The 15,883-nt window shown below is 55.6% G+C and carries 17 protein-coding genes; 15 read left to right on the top strand and 2 right to left on the bottom strand.

Going from position 1 to position 15,883, the window contains the following annotated elements:
* Nucleotides 1-6 precede the first annotated feature (6 nt).
* Both pepE and AC6IY8_RS19065 read right to left on the bottom strand, forming a co-directional pair.
* Nucleotides 7-708 (bottom strand): dipeptidase PepE, encoded by a 702-nt coding sequence (gene pepE / locus AC6IY8_RS19070; RefSeq protein WP_497776417.1) that lies wholly within the window; start codon nucleotides 706-708, stop codon nucleotides 7-9.
* A 42-nt stretch (nucleotides 709-750) separates the two neighbouring features.
* Nucleotides 751-2,514: an ABC transporter ATP-binding protein gene (locus AC6IY8_RS19065; protein ID WP_497776416.1), complete on the bottom strand. Its 1,764-nt coding sequence runs from the start codon at nucleotides 2,512-2,514 to the stop codon at nucleotides 751-753.
* A 427-nt stretch (nucleotides 2,515-2,941) separates the two neighbouring features.
* On the opposite strand from AC6IY8_RS19065, the gene AC6IY8_RS19060 reads away from it, so the two are divergent.
* The 15 genes from AC6IY8_RS19060 to AC6IY8_RS18990 all read left to right on the top strand — a co-directional run bounded on the left by AC6IY8_RS19060 (nucleotide 2,942) and on the right by AC6IY8_RS18990 (nucleotide 15,754).
* On the top strand, nucleotides 2,942-3,628 hold the full coding sequence (locus AC6IY8_RS19060; RefSeq protein WP_497776414.1) for a winged helix-turn-helix domain-containing protein: 687 nt from the start codon (nucleotides 2,942-2,944) through the stop codon (nucleotides 3,626-3,628).
* Nucleotides 3,625-4,254, top strand: a complete 630-nt coding sequence (locus AC6IY8_RS19055; protein WP_497776413.1) for an ATP-binding protein — start codon at nucleotides 3,625-3,627, stop codon at nucleotides 4,252-4,254. The genes AC6IY8_RS19060 and AC6IY8_RS19055 overlap by 4 nt, the downstream gene beginning before the upstream one ends.
* Before the next feature lie 21 nt (nucleotides 4,255-4,275).
* Nucleotides 4,276-5,484, top strand: a complete 1,209-nt coding sequence (locus tag AC6IY8_RS19050) for a sigma-54-dependent transcriptional regulator (RefSeq protein ID WP_497776411.1) — start codon at nucleotides 4,276-4,278, stop codon at nucleotides 5,482-5,484.
* Between the two features lie 76 nt (nucleotides 5,485-5,560).
* Nucleotides 5,561-6,391 (top strand): AAA-type ATPase lid domain-containing protein, encoded by an 831-nt coding sequence (locus tag AC6IY8_RS19045; RefSeq protein ID WP_497776409.1) that lies wholly within the window; start codon nucleotides 5,561-5,563, stop codon nucleotides 6,389-6,391.
* On the top strand, nucleotides 6,388-6,747 hold the full coding sequence (locus tag AC6IY8_RS19040) for a flagellar basal body rod protein FlgB (RefSeq protein WP_497776408.1): 360 nt from the start codon (nucleotides 6,388-6,390) through the stop codon (nucleotides 6,745-6,747). Before AC6IY8_RS19045 ends, AC6IY8_RS19040 begins: the two co-directional genes overlap by 4 nt.
* Nucleotides 6,744-7,193 carry a flagellar basal body rod protein FlgC gene (gene flgC / locus AC6IY8_RS19035; protein WP_497776407.1) on the top strand — a complete coding sequence of 150 codons (450 nt, stop codon included), beginning with the start codon at nucleotides 6,744-6,746 and terminating at the stop codon, nucleotides 7,191-7,193. Before AC6IY8_RS19040 ends, flgC begins: the two co-directional genes overlap by 4 nt.
* A 14-nt stretch (nucleotides 7,194-7,207) precedes the next feature.
* Nucleotides 7,208-7,501 (top strand): flagellar hook-basal body complex protein FliE, encoded by a 294-nt coding sequence (gene fliE, locus AC6IY8_RS19030; protein WP_497776406.1) that lies wholly within the window; start codon nucleotides 7,208-7,210, stop codon nucleotides 7,499-7,501.
* Nucleotides 7,502-7,510: 9 nt separating this feature from the next.
* The gene (fliF, locus tag AC6IY8_RS19025) at nucleotides 7,511-9,112 is read left to right on the top strand and encodes a flagellar basal-body MS-ring/collar protein FliF (protein ID WP_497776405.1); all 1,602 of its coding nucleotides are present in this window, start codon (nucleotides 7,511-7,513) and stop codon (nucleotides 9,110-9,112) included.
* On the top strand, nucleotides 9,109-10,134 hold the full coding sequence (fliG, locus tag AC6IY8_RS19020; RefSeq protein WP_497776404.1) for a flagellar motor switch protein FliG: 1,026 nt from the start codon (nucleotides 9,109-9,111) through the stop codon (nucleotides 10,132-10,134). The genes fliF and fliG overlap by 4 nt, the downstream gene beginning before the upstream one ends.
* A complete protein-coding gene (locus tag AC6IY8_RS19015) occupies nucleotides 10,118-10,819 on the top strand; it encodes a FliH/SctL family protein (protein ID WP_497776403.1) in 702 nt (233 codons plus the stop codon). Before fliG ends, AC6IY8_RS19015 begins: the two co-directional genes overlap by 17 nt.
* Nucleotides 10,816-12,117, top strand: coding sequence for a FliI/YscN family ATPase (locus AC6IY8_RS19010; protein ID WP_497776402.1), 1,302 nt, complete (start codon nucleotides 10,816-10,818; stop codon nucleotides 12,115-12,117). The genes AC6IY8_RS19015 and AC6IY8_RS19010 overlap by 4 nt, the downstream gene beginning before the upstream one ends.
* Nucleotides 12,117-12,608, top strand: a complete 492-nt coding sequence (locus AC6IY8_RS19005; protein WP_497776400.1) for a flagellar export protein FliJ — start codon at nucleotides 12,117-12,119, stop codon at nucleotides 12,606-12,608. The genes AC6IY8_RS19010 and AC6IY8_RS19005 overlap by 1 nt, the downstream gene beginning before the upstream one ends.
* Before the next feature lie 930 nt (nucleotides 12,609-13,538).
* Complete coding sequence (fliK, locus tag AC6IY8_RS19000; protein ID WP_497776399.1) at nucleotides 13,539-14,219, top strand: flagellar hook-length control protein FliK; 681 nt, start codon at nucleotides 13,539-13,541, stop codon at nucleotides 14,217-14,219.
* Between the two features lie 17 nt (nucleotides 14,220-14,236).
* Nucleotides 14,237-14,524: a flagellar hook capping FlgD N-terminal domain-containing protein gene (locus tag AC6IY8_RS18995; RefSeq protein WP_497776397.1), complete on the top strand. Its 288-nt coding sequence runs from the start codon at nucleotides 14,237-14,239 to the stop codon at nucleotides 14,522-14,524.
* Nucleotides 14,525-15,754 (top strand): flagellar hook protein FlgE, encoded by a 1,230-nt coding sequence (locus AC6IY8_RS18990; protein ID WP_497776396.1) that lies wholly within the window; start codon nucleotides 14,525-14,527, stop codon nucleotides 15,752-15,754.
* Nucleotides 15,755-15,883 lie beyond the last annotated feature (129 nt).

The raw sequence follows: 15,883 nt of genomic DNA, 5'->3' as shown, positions 1-15,883 counted from the left end.
TGAAGTTTAGATGACGATCTCCGCGGGAGGCGTGATCTCGAAGGGCTCGCCACCCCGCTTAAAGATGCGAGCGCCCCGGCTGCCTTTGAGATGTATCTTCCCGTCGTTCACGCGCAGATACGAACCCTCGCGCAGAGCAACAACCGGTGTCTCGTTTTCCTCGAGATATTGCAGCAGGCGCTCTTCACGCGTCTCTCCCATGTGAGTGGAGTCAGGTTCGGGATCGATGTAATGGGGATTGATCTGATATGGGAACAGGTTGAGAGCGTCGAGCGTGGGCGGCTCAACGATGGGCATGTCGTTCGTAGTCCGCATCGTCGGGCCTGCAACATTCGATCCTGCACTGGCGCCCATGTAGATCATTCCGTCATGGACACGACTGCGGATGGCGTCAATGAGTTCCCGCTCGTGCAAGGCCTTAAGAAGGCGGAAGGTGTTCCCTCCCCCGACGAATACAGCATCGGCGGCATCCAGCGCGCGCACCGGATCAGCGTGGTCCTCGATAGACTTGCAGTCGAAGCCCATCGCACCAAAACGCGTGATCGCTTTCTGCGCGTAGGCAACTCGATCGGCCAGAGCATACGGAATGAAGACCACGCGGCTGCGGGCGCCCAGCGTGTTGCGAATCTCTTGCTCGGCGTGGTCGAGGTATCCAGTGCCAAAAACGGTGGAACTGCTGAGAAGAAGCAGATTCGGCGGCTGACTCATAACTAAAGAAAGTATCAGAGTCGGTGAGCCATCTACAAAGAACTAGGCGGGCGCAGGACCTTCATTCTTGTAACGCACGAGCACCGGTCCAGGCGTGGAAATCTCGGTCGAGCGCGGCGCCATGCAGGCTAGCACATGAGTTCTGGCTTCATCGACCGTATTCGTGATCTTGAGCAACGATCCATTCTGAAGTACGAGTACAGCATCGCAGCTTTCAAGCGTGCTGAGACGGTGGGCAATCATGAACGTGGTACGTCCGCTCATCAGTTTTTCGAGCGCTTCAATGATGAGTTGCTCAGTACGAATATCTACGGCGCTGGTGGGCTCGTCGAGGAGCAGCATGGGCGAGTTCTTGAGAAATGCGCGCGCAATCGCTAACCGCTGACGCTCGCCGCCGGAAAGTCGTGTGCCGCCGTCGCCAATCAAGGTGTCGTAGCCTTTGGGTAGGCGCTCGATAAACTCGTGGGCATTCGCCAGTTTCGAGGCTTCGATCACTTCGGCGCGCGAGGCTTGCGGATTGGCATATGCGATGTTCCCAGCCACGGTGGTGGAGAACAACATGGGTTCCTGCAGCACGATAGAGAACTGCTGGCGCAGTTCGGAGAGACTGTACTCGCGCAGATCCTTGCTATCAACGAGAATGGCGCCGTCCGTAGGATCGTAGAAGCGAGTTAGCAAATTAACCAGCGTGCTTTTGCCCGAACCGCTCGGGCCGACAATTCCTACGCGCATGCCGGGACGGATGTGAAATGAGATGTCATTGAGCACCGTGCGGCCTGCCGTGGTGTACTGGAAGGAAACGTTGCGGAACTCTACTTCACCTTCAACGCGAATGGGGGCCTTGGCTGGGGGCACATCCTGCAGTTCGGGCGTTTCTTCTAGCAGCGCGAATGCGCGATGCAGGCTTGAGATTGACGACTGCAGTTCCGGAATTTTGGTGCTCATAGTGCGAAGCGGCTCGTAGAGTTGCGCCATGTAGGCCATTACGAGCAAGAACTCGCCGACGGTCATCATGTGCTGCCGCACCTCGGTCACGCCCATGACAAGTGCAACCGCGGCCGCGAGCGCGACGCAGAAACCGATGAGCACATGGAAGCCTGCCTGTATCGACGCGAGTTTCACCTGCTCGCTCATGCGCTGACGCGATTTACGACGGAAGAGTTCGTCTTCGTATGCCTCCTGCCCGAATGCTTTCACCGCCCGCAGACAACTCAGAGCTTCGTGCAGCACCAGCATGGCGGAGCTATCTAGTTCGCGAACTTCGTCATAACCCTCACGAACTTTGCGGCTTGAATTGCGGGCGAGAACAAACAGTACAGGCGAGAGTACGGCAGCAATGGACGCTATGTGCCAACTGATACGCATCGTGACCAACAACATGGCAACGAACGTGAAGGCCGACGACAGCATCGGCACCATGCCCTGTAAGAACACATTCTGTATAGCCGGAGCGTCGTACTGGATGCGATAAGCAATGTCATTTGAGCCGCGTCGCTCGTGTACTGACAAACTTAGCCGTTGCGTGTGGAAGAGCAATTGTCCACGGAAATCGTGGACGAGTTTTTCACCCGTGTAAGTGGAAAGCAGCCAGCTTAGCAACGATTGAAAACAGTTCAGCAATGCAATGCTCAACAGCAATATCGCGCAGATGGCAAGTCCGCCATTGGGAACCGTGAGCCAGCGGTGGGGCCACGGGAGCCTTTGCAGCCACACCGGCAATGTCCGCGTCCCGAGAACGCTGTCCACCGCGATTTTGAGCGGAAGCGGCGCAAGCAGAGTTGCCGGGGCCGAGAGTAAACATAGCAAACTGATTCCGACCAAGTGTGGCCAGCAGGGGCGCGATACCTTCAATACCTGCCGGAGCAGGGACGGGTGTGCGCGATGCTTTGAACTCGTTGAATCCATGAATGCCGGAAACGCCTCACACTGCGGGATGGAATCAGCATAGTTTTCAATACAATCGCTCACAATCGGGTTGAGCTACTAGGTCACACGTTTTTGCCCTTAATCCCTCTCAGGCCTAAGGTCGCAAATTGTTGCGGAAGGTTTGTTGCTCGCTGCCACTCCACCCCAAAGAGGTACATGCCATCCCTAACCGCTCGCATTGGGAAATGAGACCGGAACGGGAAGTAACACTCATTGGTAAGCCTCGAAAAACTCATTGTTTCCTAAACAACTGCCGCGCCCCCGCGTAATCCTTAGGCAGTCAGCAAGACACTCGGAGTTCTCAGTAATGCGAATCCTCGTGATAGAAGACGACGCGGCGCTTGCTTCCTACATTCGCAAGGGTCTCGAAGCCGAACATTACGCCGTGGAAGTTGCCCTGGATGGCGAGCAGGGGTCACTGATGGCCAATGAAATTGATTACGACCTGCTGGTGCTTGACTTGAATCTCCCCAAAATGGATGGCATATCAGCATTAAGGAGTCTGCGCCCGAACAAGCCGCAGGTTCCTGTGCTTGTACTTACCGCCCGTCCTCGAGTCGAAGACCGGATCCAGGCCCTTGATAGTGGTGCCGACGATTGCATCAACAAACCTTTCTCGTACTCGGAGCTCTCCGCCCGGGTACGCGCGCTACTGCGGCGCGGGCGTCCAACCGTGGAATCGGTGCTACAGGTTGCGGATCTTCATCTTGATCGCGTCGAGCGCAAGGTAGTACGCGCTGGACGGAGTATCGAACTCACGGCTAAAGAATTCTCGCTGCTCGAATACCTGATGCGGAATGCTGGAAGGCGCATCACCCGTTCGATGATCATCGAGCACGTCTGGAACGTCAGCTTCGACACAAGCACGAACGTCGTTGACGTGTACATCAATTATCTGCGCAAGAAGATCGACGATGGAGCAATCTCACGACTCATACATACCGTGCGTGGCGTCGGATATGAACTAAGTGACAGGCCAAGCGAGGTCGCATGAGCCGCGAGCGCGAGTTCATTAGCGAAACGTTTCACATGCTGGCTCAGCCGATCACTGCACTGCGCGGCACTGTGGAATTTGCATTGAGCAAGGATCCGGATAAGGAAACGGCACAACGTGCGCTGGAGGATTGCCTCGACCTAATAGACAGGCTCATGCAGGATCTCGCTGTATTCCGCGAACTGTCGAATCTCGAAGATGCTCCGCCGCTTGCCTCACGCGAAGGCCACACAATATTGCAGAGCTGCGTGGAAGAAATGAACATCGTCGCCGAGGCGCTGGACGTGCGAGTCTCCATTCTGGCCGAAGCCTCAAAGATCCAATGCAATGAGCCAAGTTTCAGGCGGGCTATGTTTGTGATCTTAGATGAAATGCTCGCAGCCGCCGTGCCGGGCAACGAGATCTGCATCGACCTGCGAAGCTGTGAAGACGGTGCCATTCTTCAGATACGGCCCGGCATGCCGCAAGGGCAACGAAAGAAACTATGCCTGAAGTTGCTGCAATTCGCCGGAGGAAGCGACATTCGCCTGGAGCACGGCCAGACTTCGGTTGCGTTTCGCGAGCATTCGTATCGGCAGTATCAGGCAATCACTTACATAGATAAGCAGATCTTAACGTCGCACTAATCTCTTTCAAAGAATGAGGCTGTGAACGATCCGATGACCGCCGCACCGAACATGCTTCCCTTACCTCGATCCACCCCTTCGATTCTGATTGCTACGCCGAATACGCATACACGCAGTCGGCTCACAACTCACCTGAGCCAGTTCACCTGCGCGATGGAAGCAACGTCAGGAGCGGAGGCACTATACCTGATGGAAAAGCGGGGGGCACGTATCGTGATACTCGATCGCGATCTGCCGGACCTGAATAGCGAAGAGCTCATTGGTGTTGTGGAGCAGCAATTTCCGGGAACGGACGTCGTGCTACTCGATAGTGAAAGTGAACAAATCGAGATCGCTGAGGACTTCCGTGCGGCGGCAGCCTATGAGTGGTTTAGCGAATTCAACCGCCAGGGACAGGGCTTTTTACCAGCTCCATCCAGCAGGGCGGTTTCGAGTGCGGACTCTATGCCGCTGCCCGGGATGATAGGCACGACGAGCCTCATGCGGCAACTGGCCTCGAACGTTCGTAAAGTGGCGCGCCATGAAACGGCTGTGCTCGTAACAGGAGAGACCGGCGTGGGGAAAGAACTGGTTGCCGAGGCGATTCACAAACTGAGCGCACGGGCCGACAAGCCGTTCGTCACGGTGAATTGCGCTGCGATCCCGGAAGCATTAGTCGAGGCTGAGCTATTCGGCCACACTCGCGGAGCGTTCACCGGAGCAGTGCAGGCACGGCTTGGAAAGATTCACGCCGCGCACGGAGGAACTATCTTCTTCGACGAAATTGGAGAGCTACCGCTCGCCAGCCAATCGAAACTGCTGCGCTTTCTCGAATGCGGCGAGGTGCAGCGACTGGGAACCAGCGATGTATTCAAGCTCGACGTCCGGGTTGTTGCAGCAACGAATGTCGATCTTGAAAAGCGCGTCGAAGAAGGGCTATTCCGTGAAGACTTGTACTACCGCCTCTCTGTATTTCCGGTCGAGCTTCCGCCGCTACGCGACCGAGCGGAGGATATACCTTTGCTGGCCCGCCACTTTCTTTCCCGCTTTTCAGGAAACACCGAATTCGAACTCAGTGCTGATGCGGAGGAAAAGCTCAAGACCCATGAGTGGCCCGGAAATGTTCGCGAACTGCGCAATGTAATCGAGCGGGCGTTTGTGCTCTCGGATGGACAGCCGGTGATTACCCCTGCGCACATAATGCTGCGCAAACCCATAGGTTCGATTCGCAATTTATCAAAAACTTCTTAGCTATTTACGGAGAGCGTGGCACTGCTCGTGCACATGGGTTTGGGAACCAACGTAGAAATTCTGTTGAGGTCATTCGATGAACGACTGGCAAGTCATTCCTGAAATTGTTGGCTGCAATGCATCACTGCGGATGGCCGCAATTCAAGCGATTGACGCCGTAGAGATGGGGCGTCATTTCGTGGTTGAAGGCGAGTCTGGAACCGGAAGACGGATGCTGGCGCGAAGCGCTTGGAATAGGCGTCGGCCCGGATGCCGGTCGCTGTTCACGATGGATTGCCGGATGTTCCGAGCTGATGGAGCGGAGTCTTTGCTCTTTGGAAAGCAAGCTTCCCGCGTAGCCCAGAACACGATTCAGATTGGCAAGTTGAACCTCGCTGCCGGAGGCGGGCTATTGCTGCTGCATGCCGAACTGCTGCCGCTGCAAACACAGAAAAGACTGGCAGAAGCACTCGATCAATACAGAGCCAGCGGACGACACAACGCGATCCAGTTGCTGATGACCTGTGCGCCGTCGTTCAGCAACGCGCTTCCACTGCAGCCGGATCTGGCGGCCTTGCTGCTCCGTGTACGAGTACCGGCCCTACGCGAGCGCGCAGAAGATATTCGCGCAATCGCCGATGCATTTCTCCGCAATGCATCACCATTCGAACGCATTCGCTGTTCCCAGGCGCTGATAGACAGGTTTTGCCGATACGAGTGGCCGGGGAACGTGACTGAGCTTCGGTCGGTTCTGCGACGCTTGCTGCTGCAGGCGCATGACGGTCTGCTTGATGTACATCATCTGTCGCACCTGATGTGCCGCGATGAGACCTGTCTTGCATTGTTGCAAGACCTCCACTATACCGACGCGGGGCAGCTCGATAGCGCGCTATTCCAACCGGCAATGGAGAACTGGAGCTTGCAATGAATCTGATCGACACGCCGATGATGGGGAAATTGAGCCATCTTCTTGACATGACCGCATACCGTGGCGGAGTCATCGCCGAGAATATCGCCAATATCGATACTCCTGGCTACCGCGCACGCGACATCGACTTCAAAAGTCAGCTCGCTGCGTTAATGAGCGACGACACCCAAGCCGCAAAGCCACGGGTAGCGGAAGTGAATGGACTCACCGAGCGCCCTGACGGCAATAACGTGAACATGGATCGCGAGGGCCTTGCACTCGCGCAAACTCAGTTGCAGTTTCAGACCGGAGTGGCGTTGATGAAGTCAGAAATTCATCGCCTGAGCGCGGCCATTCATGAAGGAGCTTCGCAATGAATCTGTTTGGCGTGATGGAAATCAGCGCTTCAGGTCTGAGTGCGGAAAGGACGCGAGCGGAAGTAGTGGCCAGCAACATGGCGAACGCCGAGAGCACGCATACGGCGGAGGGCGGGCCGTACAAGCGTAAAGAAGTCGTGTTCCAAAGTACGGCTCCGTCAAGCTTTCGCATGCAGTTGGCAGGTGCCGGGCAGTCGATTACATCAGCTGGCAAACCGGGCGGAGTCAGAGTGCGCTCGATCGTTTCCGACGATGCTGCGCCCGTGATGCGTTATGAGCCATCCCATCCCGATGCAGACAGTAATGGCTTTGTGGCTTATCCGAATATCAACCCTGTGCTTGAAATGACCGATCTCATGGGAGCCGCACGCGCGTACCAGATGAATGCCTCGGCAATACAGGCCGTAAAGCAGATGATTCAGCAATCAATCGAACTACTGAAATAAAGAGGAGCGCATTCATGGGCATCACCCCGGCATCACTGGGCAGCATTTCACCAGCCGCAGTAACAACAGGCATCGCCCCGGCAGGAGGCGGCGATTTTGCGACTACGCTCGGCTCAGCAGTCGACCAGGTGAATGATCTACAGGCATCCGCCGAACAGAAGGTTTCAAGCCTGATCGCAGGAAACGGTCAGGACGTTCACTCGGCGACGCTAGCAGTAGAACGGGCTACGCTCGCATTTGATCTTCTGCTTCAAGTCCGCAACAAAGTAGTGAATGCTTACCAGGAAATATCACGCCTACAGTTCTAAGCGAGTGCTATGAGTGAATCGAAAAGCTTCGGGCAAGTCGTCGCACAATTGCGCGACTTTGTATCGAGTCTCACACCGCGACAACGCATGTTGCTGGGCGGCGGAGCGCTGCTCGTGGCTGTTGTGCTGTTTACGTTCGTACACCTGCTTTCTGCACCAGAGATGACCTCGCTGTACTCAAACATGGAACCCGCAGATGCCCAATCTCTAGGACAGCGGCTTGCTGCAAAGAACATTCGTTACCAGCTTTCGCCAGATGGCAGATCGGTGCTCGTACCTACCGACCAACTGGACACGGCTCGTCTCGAGATTGCTTCGCAAGGCGCACCTCACAGCGGACGCCTGGGATTTGAGATATTCGATAAGACAAACTGGGCCACAAGCGACTTCGATGACAAGGTGAATTATCAGCGTGCGATTGAGGGCGAACTGGAACGAACAATTCAGAGCATGAGCGGCGTGGCAGCGGCACGAGTTCACATTGTGATGCCGCCAGACTCAATCTACTCCGGACAGGAGCGGCAGGCAAAAGCCGGCGTGACTTTGAAGCTCAAAGATCATCATCTCTCCGCCTCCATGCGAATCGCAGTGCAACGATTGGTGGCAAGCGCCGTGGACAAGCTTGAACCGCAAAACGTCACCGTCGTGGATGCCGAAACCGGCGAGCGGTCGAACGATGCAACTGCCCAACTGACCAGCGAGGAGCGCTCGGCGGAAGAGGTTCTGGCCGCCCGACTCATAGAGACTCTCGCGTCGGTCGTCGGCCCCGACCACGTACGAGCCACGGTTCATGCCGAGTTCGATCCAAGCACAGTCGAAGAACAGGAAGAGAGCTACGACCCGGAGAAGACGGTCGCACTCACAATGCAGCGCACCGCGGAGTCGAACGGCATGCCACAACCGGGCGGCGCGGCGGGAACGGCCTCTAATGTACCTGGTGGCGGCACGGCAGCCAAAACAGCTTCTGGAGAGAACGTATCCCTCTCGAAATCTGAGAACGGCACCTACGGGGTGAACAAAATAGTGAGGCACTCGACACAGCCGGCGGGGCGCCTGAAACGGCTCGCAGTTGCCGTGCTCGTGGACGACAACTACAACCCGAGCAACAAAGCCATCATGCGCCAGAAGCGTTCTCCAGAAGAATTAAAGAGCATTGAGGACATCGCGAAAGCCTCGGTAGGGTTCGACAGCACGCGGGGCGACATCCTGACGGTTCAAAACCTCAGCTTCCAAGTTTCACCAGCGGATGTTTCCTCTGCTCCGGGCAGGGTCGAAAGGATTCGCACCACTTTGATCGGATGGAGCAGTTATGTGCGGATTGCAGCATTGCTGCTGATTCTCTTGCTAACGTATGTGGTCATTCTCAGGCCGGTGAAGAAACAAGTGATCCGGTCACTCAGTATCGGCCAACAGAACGCGCGTGCGCAGTTCTCTGCGACATCAGGCTCTGTCTCTACACTGGACTCAGGCGCAAGAGGCGAGGAACTTGAAGGCGGCGAGCGTCCTAAGCTGACGCGTCTGAAAGATGAGATTGCCACCCGAGTGAAGAAAGAGCCAGCGTCAGCTTCACGCTTGATCCAAAGCTGGATTCGCGATGGTGAGCGGCGATGATAGCTCCATCACTCCCTGCTTCAAACTCGGGAATTCGCAAGGCCGCAATTCTCCTGGTGCTGCTCGGCGAAGAGGTGGCGAGCCTGATTTTCAGAAATCTGAATGAGACTGAGTTACAGAAAGTGACTCAGGAAATCTCGGAGATGGGAACCATCAATCCCGAAGAAGCCACCGCGATTCTCAACGAGTATCACAACATTGCAATCACGCAGGAATACATTGCCCAGGGCGGCACGGAATACGCGGAAAGATTGCTGATAAAAACCTTGGGTGAAGAAGGTGCGCGGGCAATGCTCGAGGCGGTGAGTCGTGCGCAGGAACTTAGTGCCAGTCAACTTGATTCGTTGCAGAAAGCCGATCCGCAACAACTCGCAAAGTTTTTGCAAGGCGAGCACCCGCAGACAATTGCGCTCATCATGGCACACCTCGATCCCAAGCAGGCGTCCGCCTTGCTAATGAAGCTCACGGAGGAAACGCGAGCAGCAGCCGTGAAGCGCCTCGCCGAATTGCGCCAGTTCTCACCCGAAATGGCGCAAAAGGTTTCCGTCGTTCTTCATCGCCGGCTACAAGCTCTCGGCGAGCAGAGCCGCCGCGCGTACGCTGGCTTCAAGGGAGTGGCCGACCTGCTGAACCGCATGGATCCGGCTTCGGCAAAAGGGATACTGGAAGTGATTGAACATGATGACGCCAAGCTGGCAATGAGCATTCGCAATCTGATGTTCACCTTCGACGACCTGTTGGGGGTGCCCGAGGTCGGTATCCGCGAACTCCTGTCTCAACTGGACAAGAAGACTCTAGCGCAGGCTTTGAAGGGAGCATCCACTCAGCTTCGCGATCATCTCTTCAAATCGATGTCCTCTCGTGCGGTCGAGATGCTGAAGGAGGACATGGATACGCTTGGCCCAGTACGCGCCAAAGACGTACTCAAGGCACAACAGGAGTGCGTGTCGATCGCACGCAAGCTGGAGGCCCAAGGGAAGATGCAACTAAAACAGGAGAGCGAAGATGAACTCGTCGTCTGATCTGTTTCCGTCCACTTCCATCGATGTCACTCGAAGCTCCTATCCTGCACTCATCTATCAAGAGGAAGGCGCTTCAATCCCAGAGCCCTCAGAACACGAATTGTGCGAGGACCTCGGCAGCGCCGAATCAAGCGCAAACGAAAGTGCAGCAAGAGAGGCGGCTGCGTATGCGCAGCGACTCGAGGAGGAACGTCGCGCGATCAACGCGCAGGTGGAGCTTGAGGCAACTCAACAACTTCAACGTGTGCGCGCGGAAGTTACACAGGCCATCGAGCAGTTCGCGAAGAGGCGTGATGAATATTTCCGCCAAGCAGAATCGGAAGTGGTAGGCCTGGCTCTAGCGATTGCAAAGAGACTCCTGCACCGCGAAGTACAGGTCGATCCTCAGCTACTCGCCGGGTTGGTTCACTACCAGCTTGAAAGGCTTGACGCGGCAACCAACGTGCGCCTTCGAGTGTCAATCGAAAGCCTTGGTTATTGGCAGAATGCCGCAGTTGCAATGGCTCGTAACGTCACGGTCGAAGCCGACAAACTCATGCCTGCAGGCGCCGTCCGTATAGAGACTGATCTCGGATCAACAACTCTCGACTTTGACGCCGAGATAAAGGAAATCGAGCGCGGATTCTTTGACTTGCTATCGCGACGGCCTGCTTCGGGTGAACCCATTTCGGCTCGCGTGCAATGATTCTCGACAACTATCATCAGGCACTTGCAACTCTCCCTTTGCGCAGGTGGAGCGGACGAGTTTCAAAAGCCATTGCTGGTGTGATCGAATCCAACGGGCCGCATTGTGCATTGGGAGACTGCTGCATGATTCGCGATCACGACGGAAACATAGTGGAAGGAGAGGTCATTGGATTCCACGGACACACGGTCCTCTCGATGCCGCTTGAGCCCGCGAATGGCGTAAGGTTTGGAGATCCGATTTCCACCCGGGAAGCGCGACCCAGCATTCGCGTTTCCGAGCAGATGATCGGAAGAGTGGTGGATGCGCGCGGGCGGGCCCTCGATGGCGGCGGGCCTTTACTCGGCGGCGAGGAGATGGAAATATCCCGCGATGCGCCGGACCCATTTGACCGCGAACCGATTGCCTCTGCCCTGGGCACAGGTGTTCGGGCCATCGATGCATTTCTAACCTGCGGGAGAGGACAGCGAATTGGAATATTTGGCGGCAGCGGCGTCGGCAAGAGCACGCTGATGGGAATGATGGCGCGTGGTACTTCGGCCGATCTCACAGTAGTTGCAATGATTGGCGAACGCGGACGCGAGGTTCGAGAGTTTCTGGAAGACGCGTTAGGAGAGGAAGGACGCAAGCGCTCGATTGTCATCGTTTCAACTTCTGACCAGTCTCCGCTGCTGCGTCTCCGCGCTGCACAATCAGCTCACTCGATTGCTGAACATTTTGCGAATAGCGGCAAGCATGTTTTACTCGTGCTCGACTCTGTCACCCGTTTCGCTATGGCGCAGCGCGAGATTGGGCTGGCTGCAGGCGAACCGCCAACGGCAAAGGGCTACACGCCCTCAGTATTTGCAATGCTGTCGCGGATGGTGGAGCGAGCCGGGAACTTCCACAGCGGTTCCATCACAGCGTTCTACACAGTGCTGATGGAGGGAGACGATCAGATGGACCCGGTCGTCGATGCCGTTCGCTCCCTTCTGGACGGTCACATCCTGCTTGACCGTAAGTTAACTTCTGCCGGACAGTATCCTCCCATCCAGCTACTCGACAGTCTCAGTCGTCTGATGCCGGCGGTGTGCTCCCGCGATCACCTCGCGAAGGCGCAGCGACTGCGACGACTGCTTGCGCACTACGCGCGGTCGGAGGATCTCATCCGTATTGGTGCATATCAGAAAGGATCCGATCCCGATCTTGATCGCGCGATGAACGTTGTCCCTAAGCTGCGAGCATTCGCGCGTCAGGGCTCGGCAGAACGTCCAGAATTGCAAGCGACAATCGACGCCTTGCTTGCGCTGGAGGACTGATGCGATTCGAGTTCGAACTCGACGGCGTGCTAAGGGTACGTCGACTGCTAGAGCACCAGGCCCGTCAGCGGCTCGAGCGAGCCCTCTTGCAAATGAGAAACCTTGAACAACAGTTAGCCGCCGCAGAGAATTGGGCACGAGAGACTTTGAAAACGTCCTCGCCGACTGGAGAGATGCCCGCCGCAGAGCTCCAATTCGTTCAATCCGTTCTGCATCAGTCCCGAAAAGCAATAGCTGAATGCGAATGCCAGAAACATGCGCACGAACTTACTGTCTCACAATTAAAAGCTGCTTACCTGCGTAGCCGTCGCGATTGCGAAACATTACACACTCTGAGGGAGCGTGCGCTCGCCCAGTTCACTTGCGAGCAGGCGCGCAGCGAACAATCAAGATTGGACGAGATTTTTCTTGCGAAGATCAGCCATTCCAAGAATCTCTCAAGCATGGAGGGATTAAGACGTGAGCGGATCGATGACAATAATCTAACCTAACGGCGCCAGAACTGGCCTCCGACGTGCATCCACACACAACGCATGAGTACCTCACCAATCCGCGCGACACTCTCAGCAGGAAATGCACTTGGAACCCCGGAAAACGCGCAGCCGGCCGGCGCGGATGGATGCGACTTCCGACTAATGTTGCAGGACGCCGGCGCGGAAGCAGCAACAACCGGCATTAGCGCAACATCCGTGTCGCAAGCCCCAAATCCCCCAGTGCCTACGAAAGCAGATCTCCCGCTCGTAATAAAGAATTCCGGCGTTTTCACCCTCACTGACCAGCGCGACGCCGATGCACTCGCCCATGCTGAATGCGAACCTACGCCTACTGCTTCGAAAGAACGAGCAAGCAAGAGTCAGAAGACACGTGAGGCGCCAGCCAAGTCTGAGCGTATGTCCGACAAACATTCGGAATGCAGCGAAGTACCGCTCCTATCCTCGTTGTTAATTTCTACCCAACCCACAGTAATCCTCTGCGATCCCGCGCTCAGTGCAGGAACGACGTCAGGAGTGCAGCAGACGCAAGATATCGCAGATACAATCAAAAAGACAGAGAGCGCACCCGAGCTCCCCACGTCACCGACTGGGTCGCCTGATGCAATCTACAATTTACCGAACGTAAATTCAGACGTCATTCAACGCAACATCCCTTCAGCGACACTCCCATCTGAGATATTTGGGTCCGGAGCTGCACCGATTGCAACCTCCGAACTCAATCGTGACGAGCTGCTCTCGGCCACCCGGGACATCTCCGACAAGAAGAGGCCCGATGAGGTCGCCACGAGACAAGGAAGCCAGGGCTCAACCGTCTCTGACACTACTCTGAACATTGAAAGTGTCGGTCAGATCGCCGCGACTGATGGCAGTGTTAAGCAGAGTTCAACTCCACGCGAAAAACGGAATACAACAACTCCTACATGGAAGATGTCGGATCGCGGGAAGGTCACTGCGACAGAGCGCACGTCTTCATTATCTGAAAACACGACAAGTGTCCAGCGCAGCGCCAATTCGAATCTGGGCACATCAGTTGTTGATGAGAAGTCTGCGGCCGCTCGCGAGGATCTCGCTGGAAAGACTGCAAACGTTCTGCCCGCTTCCAACGCTGAGCTCTCGTCGCAGACACTGCACGCGCAATTCACTGCCTCTTCTGAGACTCCTGCGCGGCACAAGCTCGAGGCGTACCCGATTGCTGACCCGCCACAGTTGGTGAAGGCCGGTGAACTTCATATTGGAAGCAAGAGCACAGAACTCACGATCAGCGTGCAGCTTACTGAATTGGGTAAAGTCGATGTGCGCGCAGTCAGCTCCCACGACACCACCACAGCGCACTTGACGACATCGCGTCAGGACGTGCTGCAGACACTTACTGCTGAACGCCACGACCTTGAGCAGGCGCTGCGTTCACATGATGTGATTTTAGGTTCGCTGAATTCCCAATCGCAGGCTCAGTCTCAGGAACACTCACCGGGTCAGCACGAACATAGAACTTACAACGCACCGCTTTCGCCAATGCCAGTCGGCACCGGTTCAACGGTCATGACTCCGGAAGGTTCTGGTATTGCGACCGATCTTCCCGAGTATTCGCGCATCAGCCTTCGAGCATAGAGATCAAGGAGAATCGTATGAACATCAATCCGTTATCTGCCGCAACCACCAACTCATCGGATGGCAATGCCGGTGGCACAAAGAGTGCTACGGACACGACGAGCATGTTTATGAAATTACTGACCACTGAACTTCAGTCGCAGGACCCGACTCAAACCATGGATCCTACGACGATGGTTTCGCAAATGGTGCAGATCAATCAACTGAACGATGTGGCTGGTATCTATTCGCTTCTGCAGAATCAAGCGAGCGCTAGCGGTGCCTCGCCCGACGGTGCACATACGGCCATGGAAGGGATCAAGTAGATGCCAAACTTTTCGATACCTCTGTCAGGACTGACCGCCAGTTCCACTGCGCTGTCCACGATTTCCAACAACCTTGCAAACTTGAACACTACCGGTTACAAGGGCGCAACGGTGAATTTCCGCGACATGTTCTACCAGTCACTCGGGACGAGCGGTTCCGGCGACCAGATGCAAGTCGGAGCTGGAGCCGCGGTTGGATCCATCAATACGAATTTCACGGGCGGCAGCACGCAATCGACCGGAGTCAATACTAACGTTGCCATTACCGGCAACGGCTTCTTTGTTGTGCAGGATGGAAACAACACACTTTACACGCGCGCAGGTGACTTCACGCGAAACTCCAGTGGCTATCTCACCACGGTCGATGGATACCAAGTCATGGGATACCCAGCGGCGAATGGCGTAGTAAACACAAACAATGGTCTGAGCCCGATCCAGCTTCGAGATGGATTGATCAATCCTCCAAATCCGACTTCAAGCATGTCCATGCAAACAAATCTGAGTGCCGATGCTGCTGTTGGAGGCACATACAACACCAGCGTGACGATCTACGATTCTCTTGGCGCATCGCACGTATTAGGTATTGCGTTCACCCGCACTAATACGGGATGGGACTACAATGCGACCCTGCCCAGCGGCGAAATCACCGGCGCAACAGGCACGAATACTACGGTACAAAGCGGTAGCCTCAACTTCGACACGAATGGAAAGCTTATCAATACAACACCTATTACCTTCAACATCAGCAACTTCGCCGATGGTGCCAGCGCCTTACAATTCAAATGGAATCTTACTGATGCATCGGGTCAAGGTCTGCTCACGCAAGTTTCCGGCGAAAGCAGCACCGCGTCCGCTCATCAGGACGGTTACAGCACAGGAACCCTGACCGACTTCTCAATAGGCGCCGATGGCACCATCACAGGATCGTTTACCAACGGGACAAAGGTGCTTGGCCAAATTGTGCTGGCGAACTTCGGAAACATGGAAGGTCTGATCAAGCAAGGCAGCAACAACTACGCATCAACAATCTCCTCGGGCGGAGCCGTGATTGGAACTCCTGGAGCAAGCTCTCTTGGAACGCTCACGGGTAAGTCCCTTGAGCTGTCGAACGTCGATATGTCACAGGAGTTTTCCAATCTCATCATCGCCGAACGAGGCTTCCAGGCCAACGCCAAATCTGTAACTACCTTTGATCAGATAACCCAGGACACAATCAACCTTATCCGCTAGTCCTCCCCCCATGCGGGCCGCATTGTTGTGGTGCAGGCCCGCTTCTCAATCTTCGATTCTGAGAAGTTTCTCACCATCTTCATCCCAATTCGGTCAGCAGATTGCACTGCTAGGTGATGCACCATCTCA

The organism is Koromonas soli (assembly GCF_059726265.1).
Note: the sequence above shows the minus strand (reverse complement) of the source record. Positions and strands in the feature narration are given on the sequence as shown.

Bases quoted from the DNA above. Each gene is read 5' to 3' on its own strand.
- pepE (WP_497776417.1), bottom strand. From the start codon at position 708: ATGAGTCAGCCGCCGAATCTGCTTCTTCTCAGCAGTTCCACCGTTTTT.
- AC6IY8_RS19060 (WP_497776414.1), top strand. From the start codon at position 2,942: ATGCGAATCCTCGTGATAGAAGACGACGCGGCGCTTGCTTCCTACATT.
- AC6IY8_RS19055 (WP_497776413.1), top strand. From the start codon at position 3,625: ATGAGCCGCGAGCGCGAGTTCATTAGCGAAACGTTTCACATGCTGGCT.
- AC6IY8_RS19045 (WP_497776409.1), top strand. From the start codon at position 5,561: ATGAACGACTGGCAAGTCATTCCTGAAATTGTTGGCTGCAATGCATCA.
- AC6IY8_RS19040 (WP_497776408.1), top strand. From the start codon at position 6,388: ATGAATCTGATCGACACGCCGATGATGGGGAAATTGAGCCATCTTCTT.
- flgC (WP_497776407.1), top strand. From the start codon at position 6,744: ATGAATCTGTTTGGCGTGATGGAAATCAGCGCTTCAGGTCTGAGTGCG.
- fliE (WP_497776406.1), top strand. From the start codon at position 7,208: ATGGGCATCACCCCGGCATCACTGGGCAGCATTTCACCAGCCGCAGTA.
- fliF (WP_497776405.1), top strand. From the start codon at position 7,511: ATGAGTGAATCGAAAAGCTTCGGGCAAGTCGTCGCACAATTGCGCGAC.
- fliG (WP_497776404.1), top strand. From the start codon at position 9,109: ATGATAGCTCCATCACTCCCTGCTTCAAACTCGGGAATTCGCAAGGCC.
- AC6IY8_RS19015 (WP_497776403.1), top strand. From the start codon at position 10,118: ATGAACTCGTCGTCTGATCTGTTTCCGTCCACTTCCATCGATGTCACT.
- AC6IY8_RS19010 (WP_497776402.1), top strand. From the start codon at position 10,816: ATGATTCTCGACAACTATCATCAGGCACTTGCAACTCTCCCTTTGCGC.
- AC6IY8_RS19005 (WP_497776400.1), top strand. From the start codon at position 12,117: ATGCGATTCGAGTTCGAACTCGACGGCGTGCTAAGGGTACGTCGACTG.
- fliK (WP_497776399.1), top strand. From the start codon at position 13,539: ATGTCGGATCGCGGGAAGGTCACTGCGACAGAGCGCACGTCTTCATTA.
- AC6IY8_RS18995 (WP_497776397.1), top strand. From the start codon at position 14,237: ATGAACATCAATCCGTTATCTGCCGCAACCACCAACTCATCGGATGGC.
- AC6IY8_RS18990 (WP_497776396.1), top strand. From the start codon at position 14,525: ATGCCAAACTTTTCGATACCTCTGTCAGGACTGACCGCCAGTTCCACT.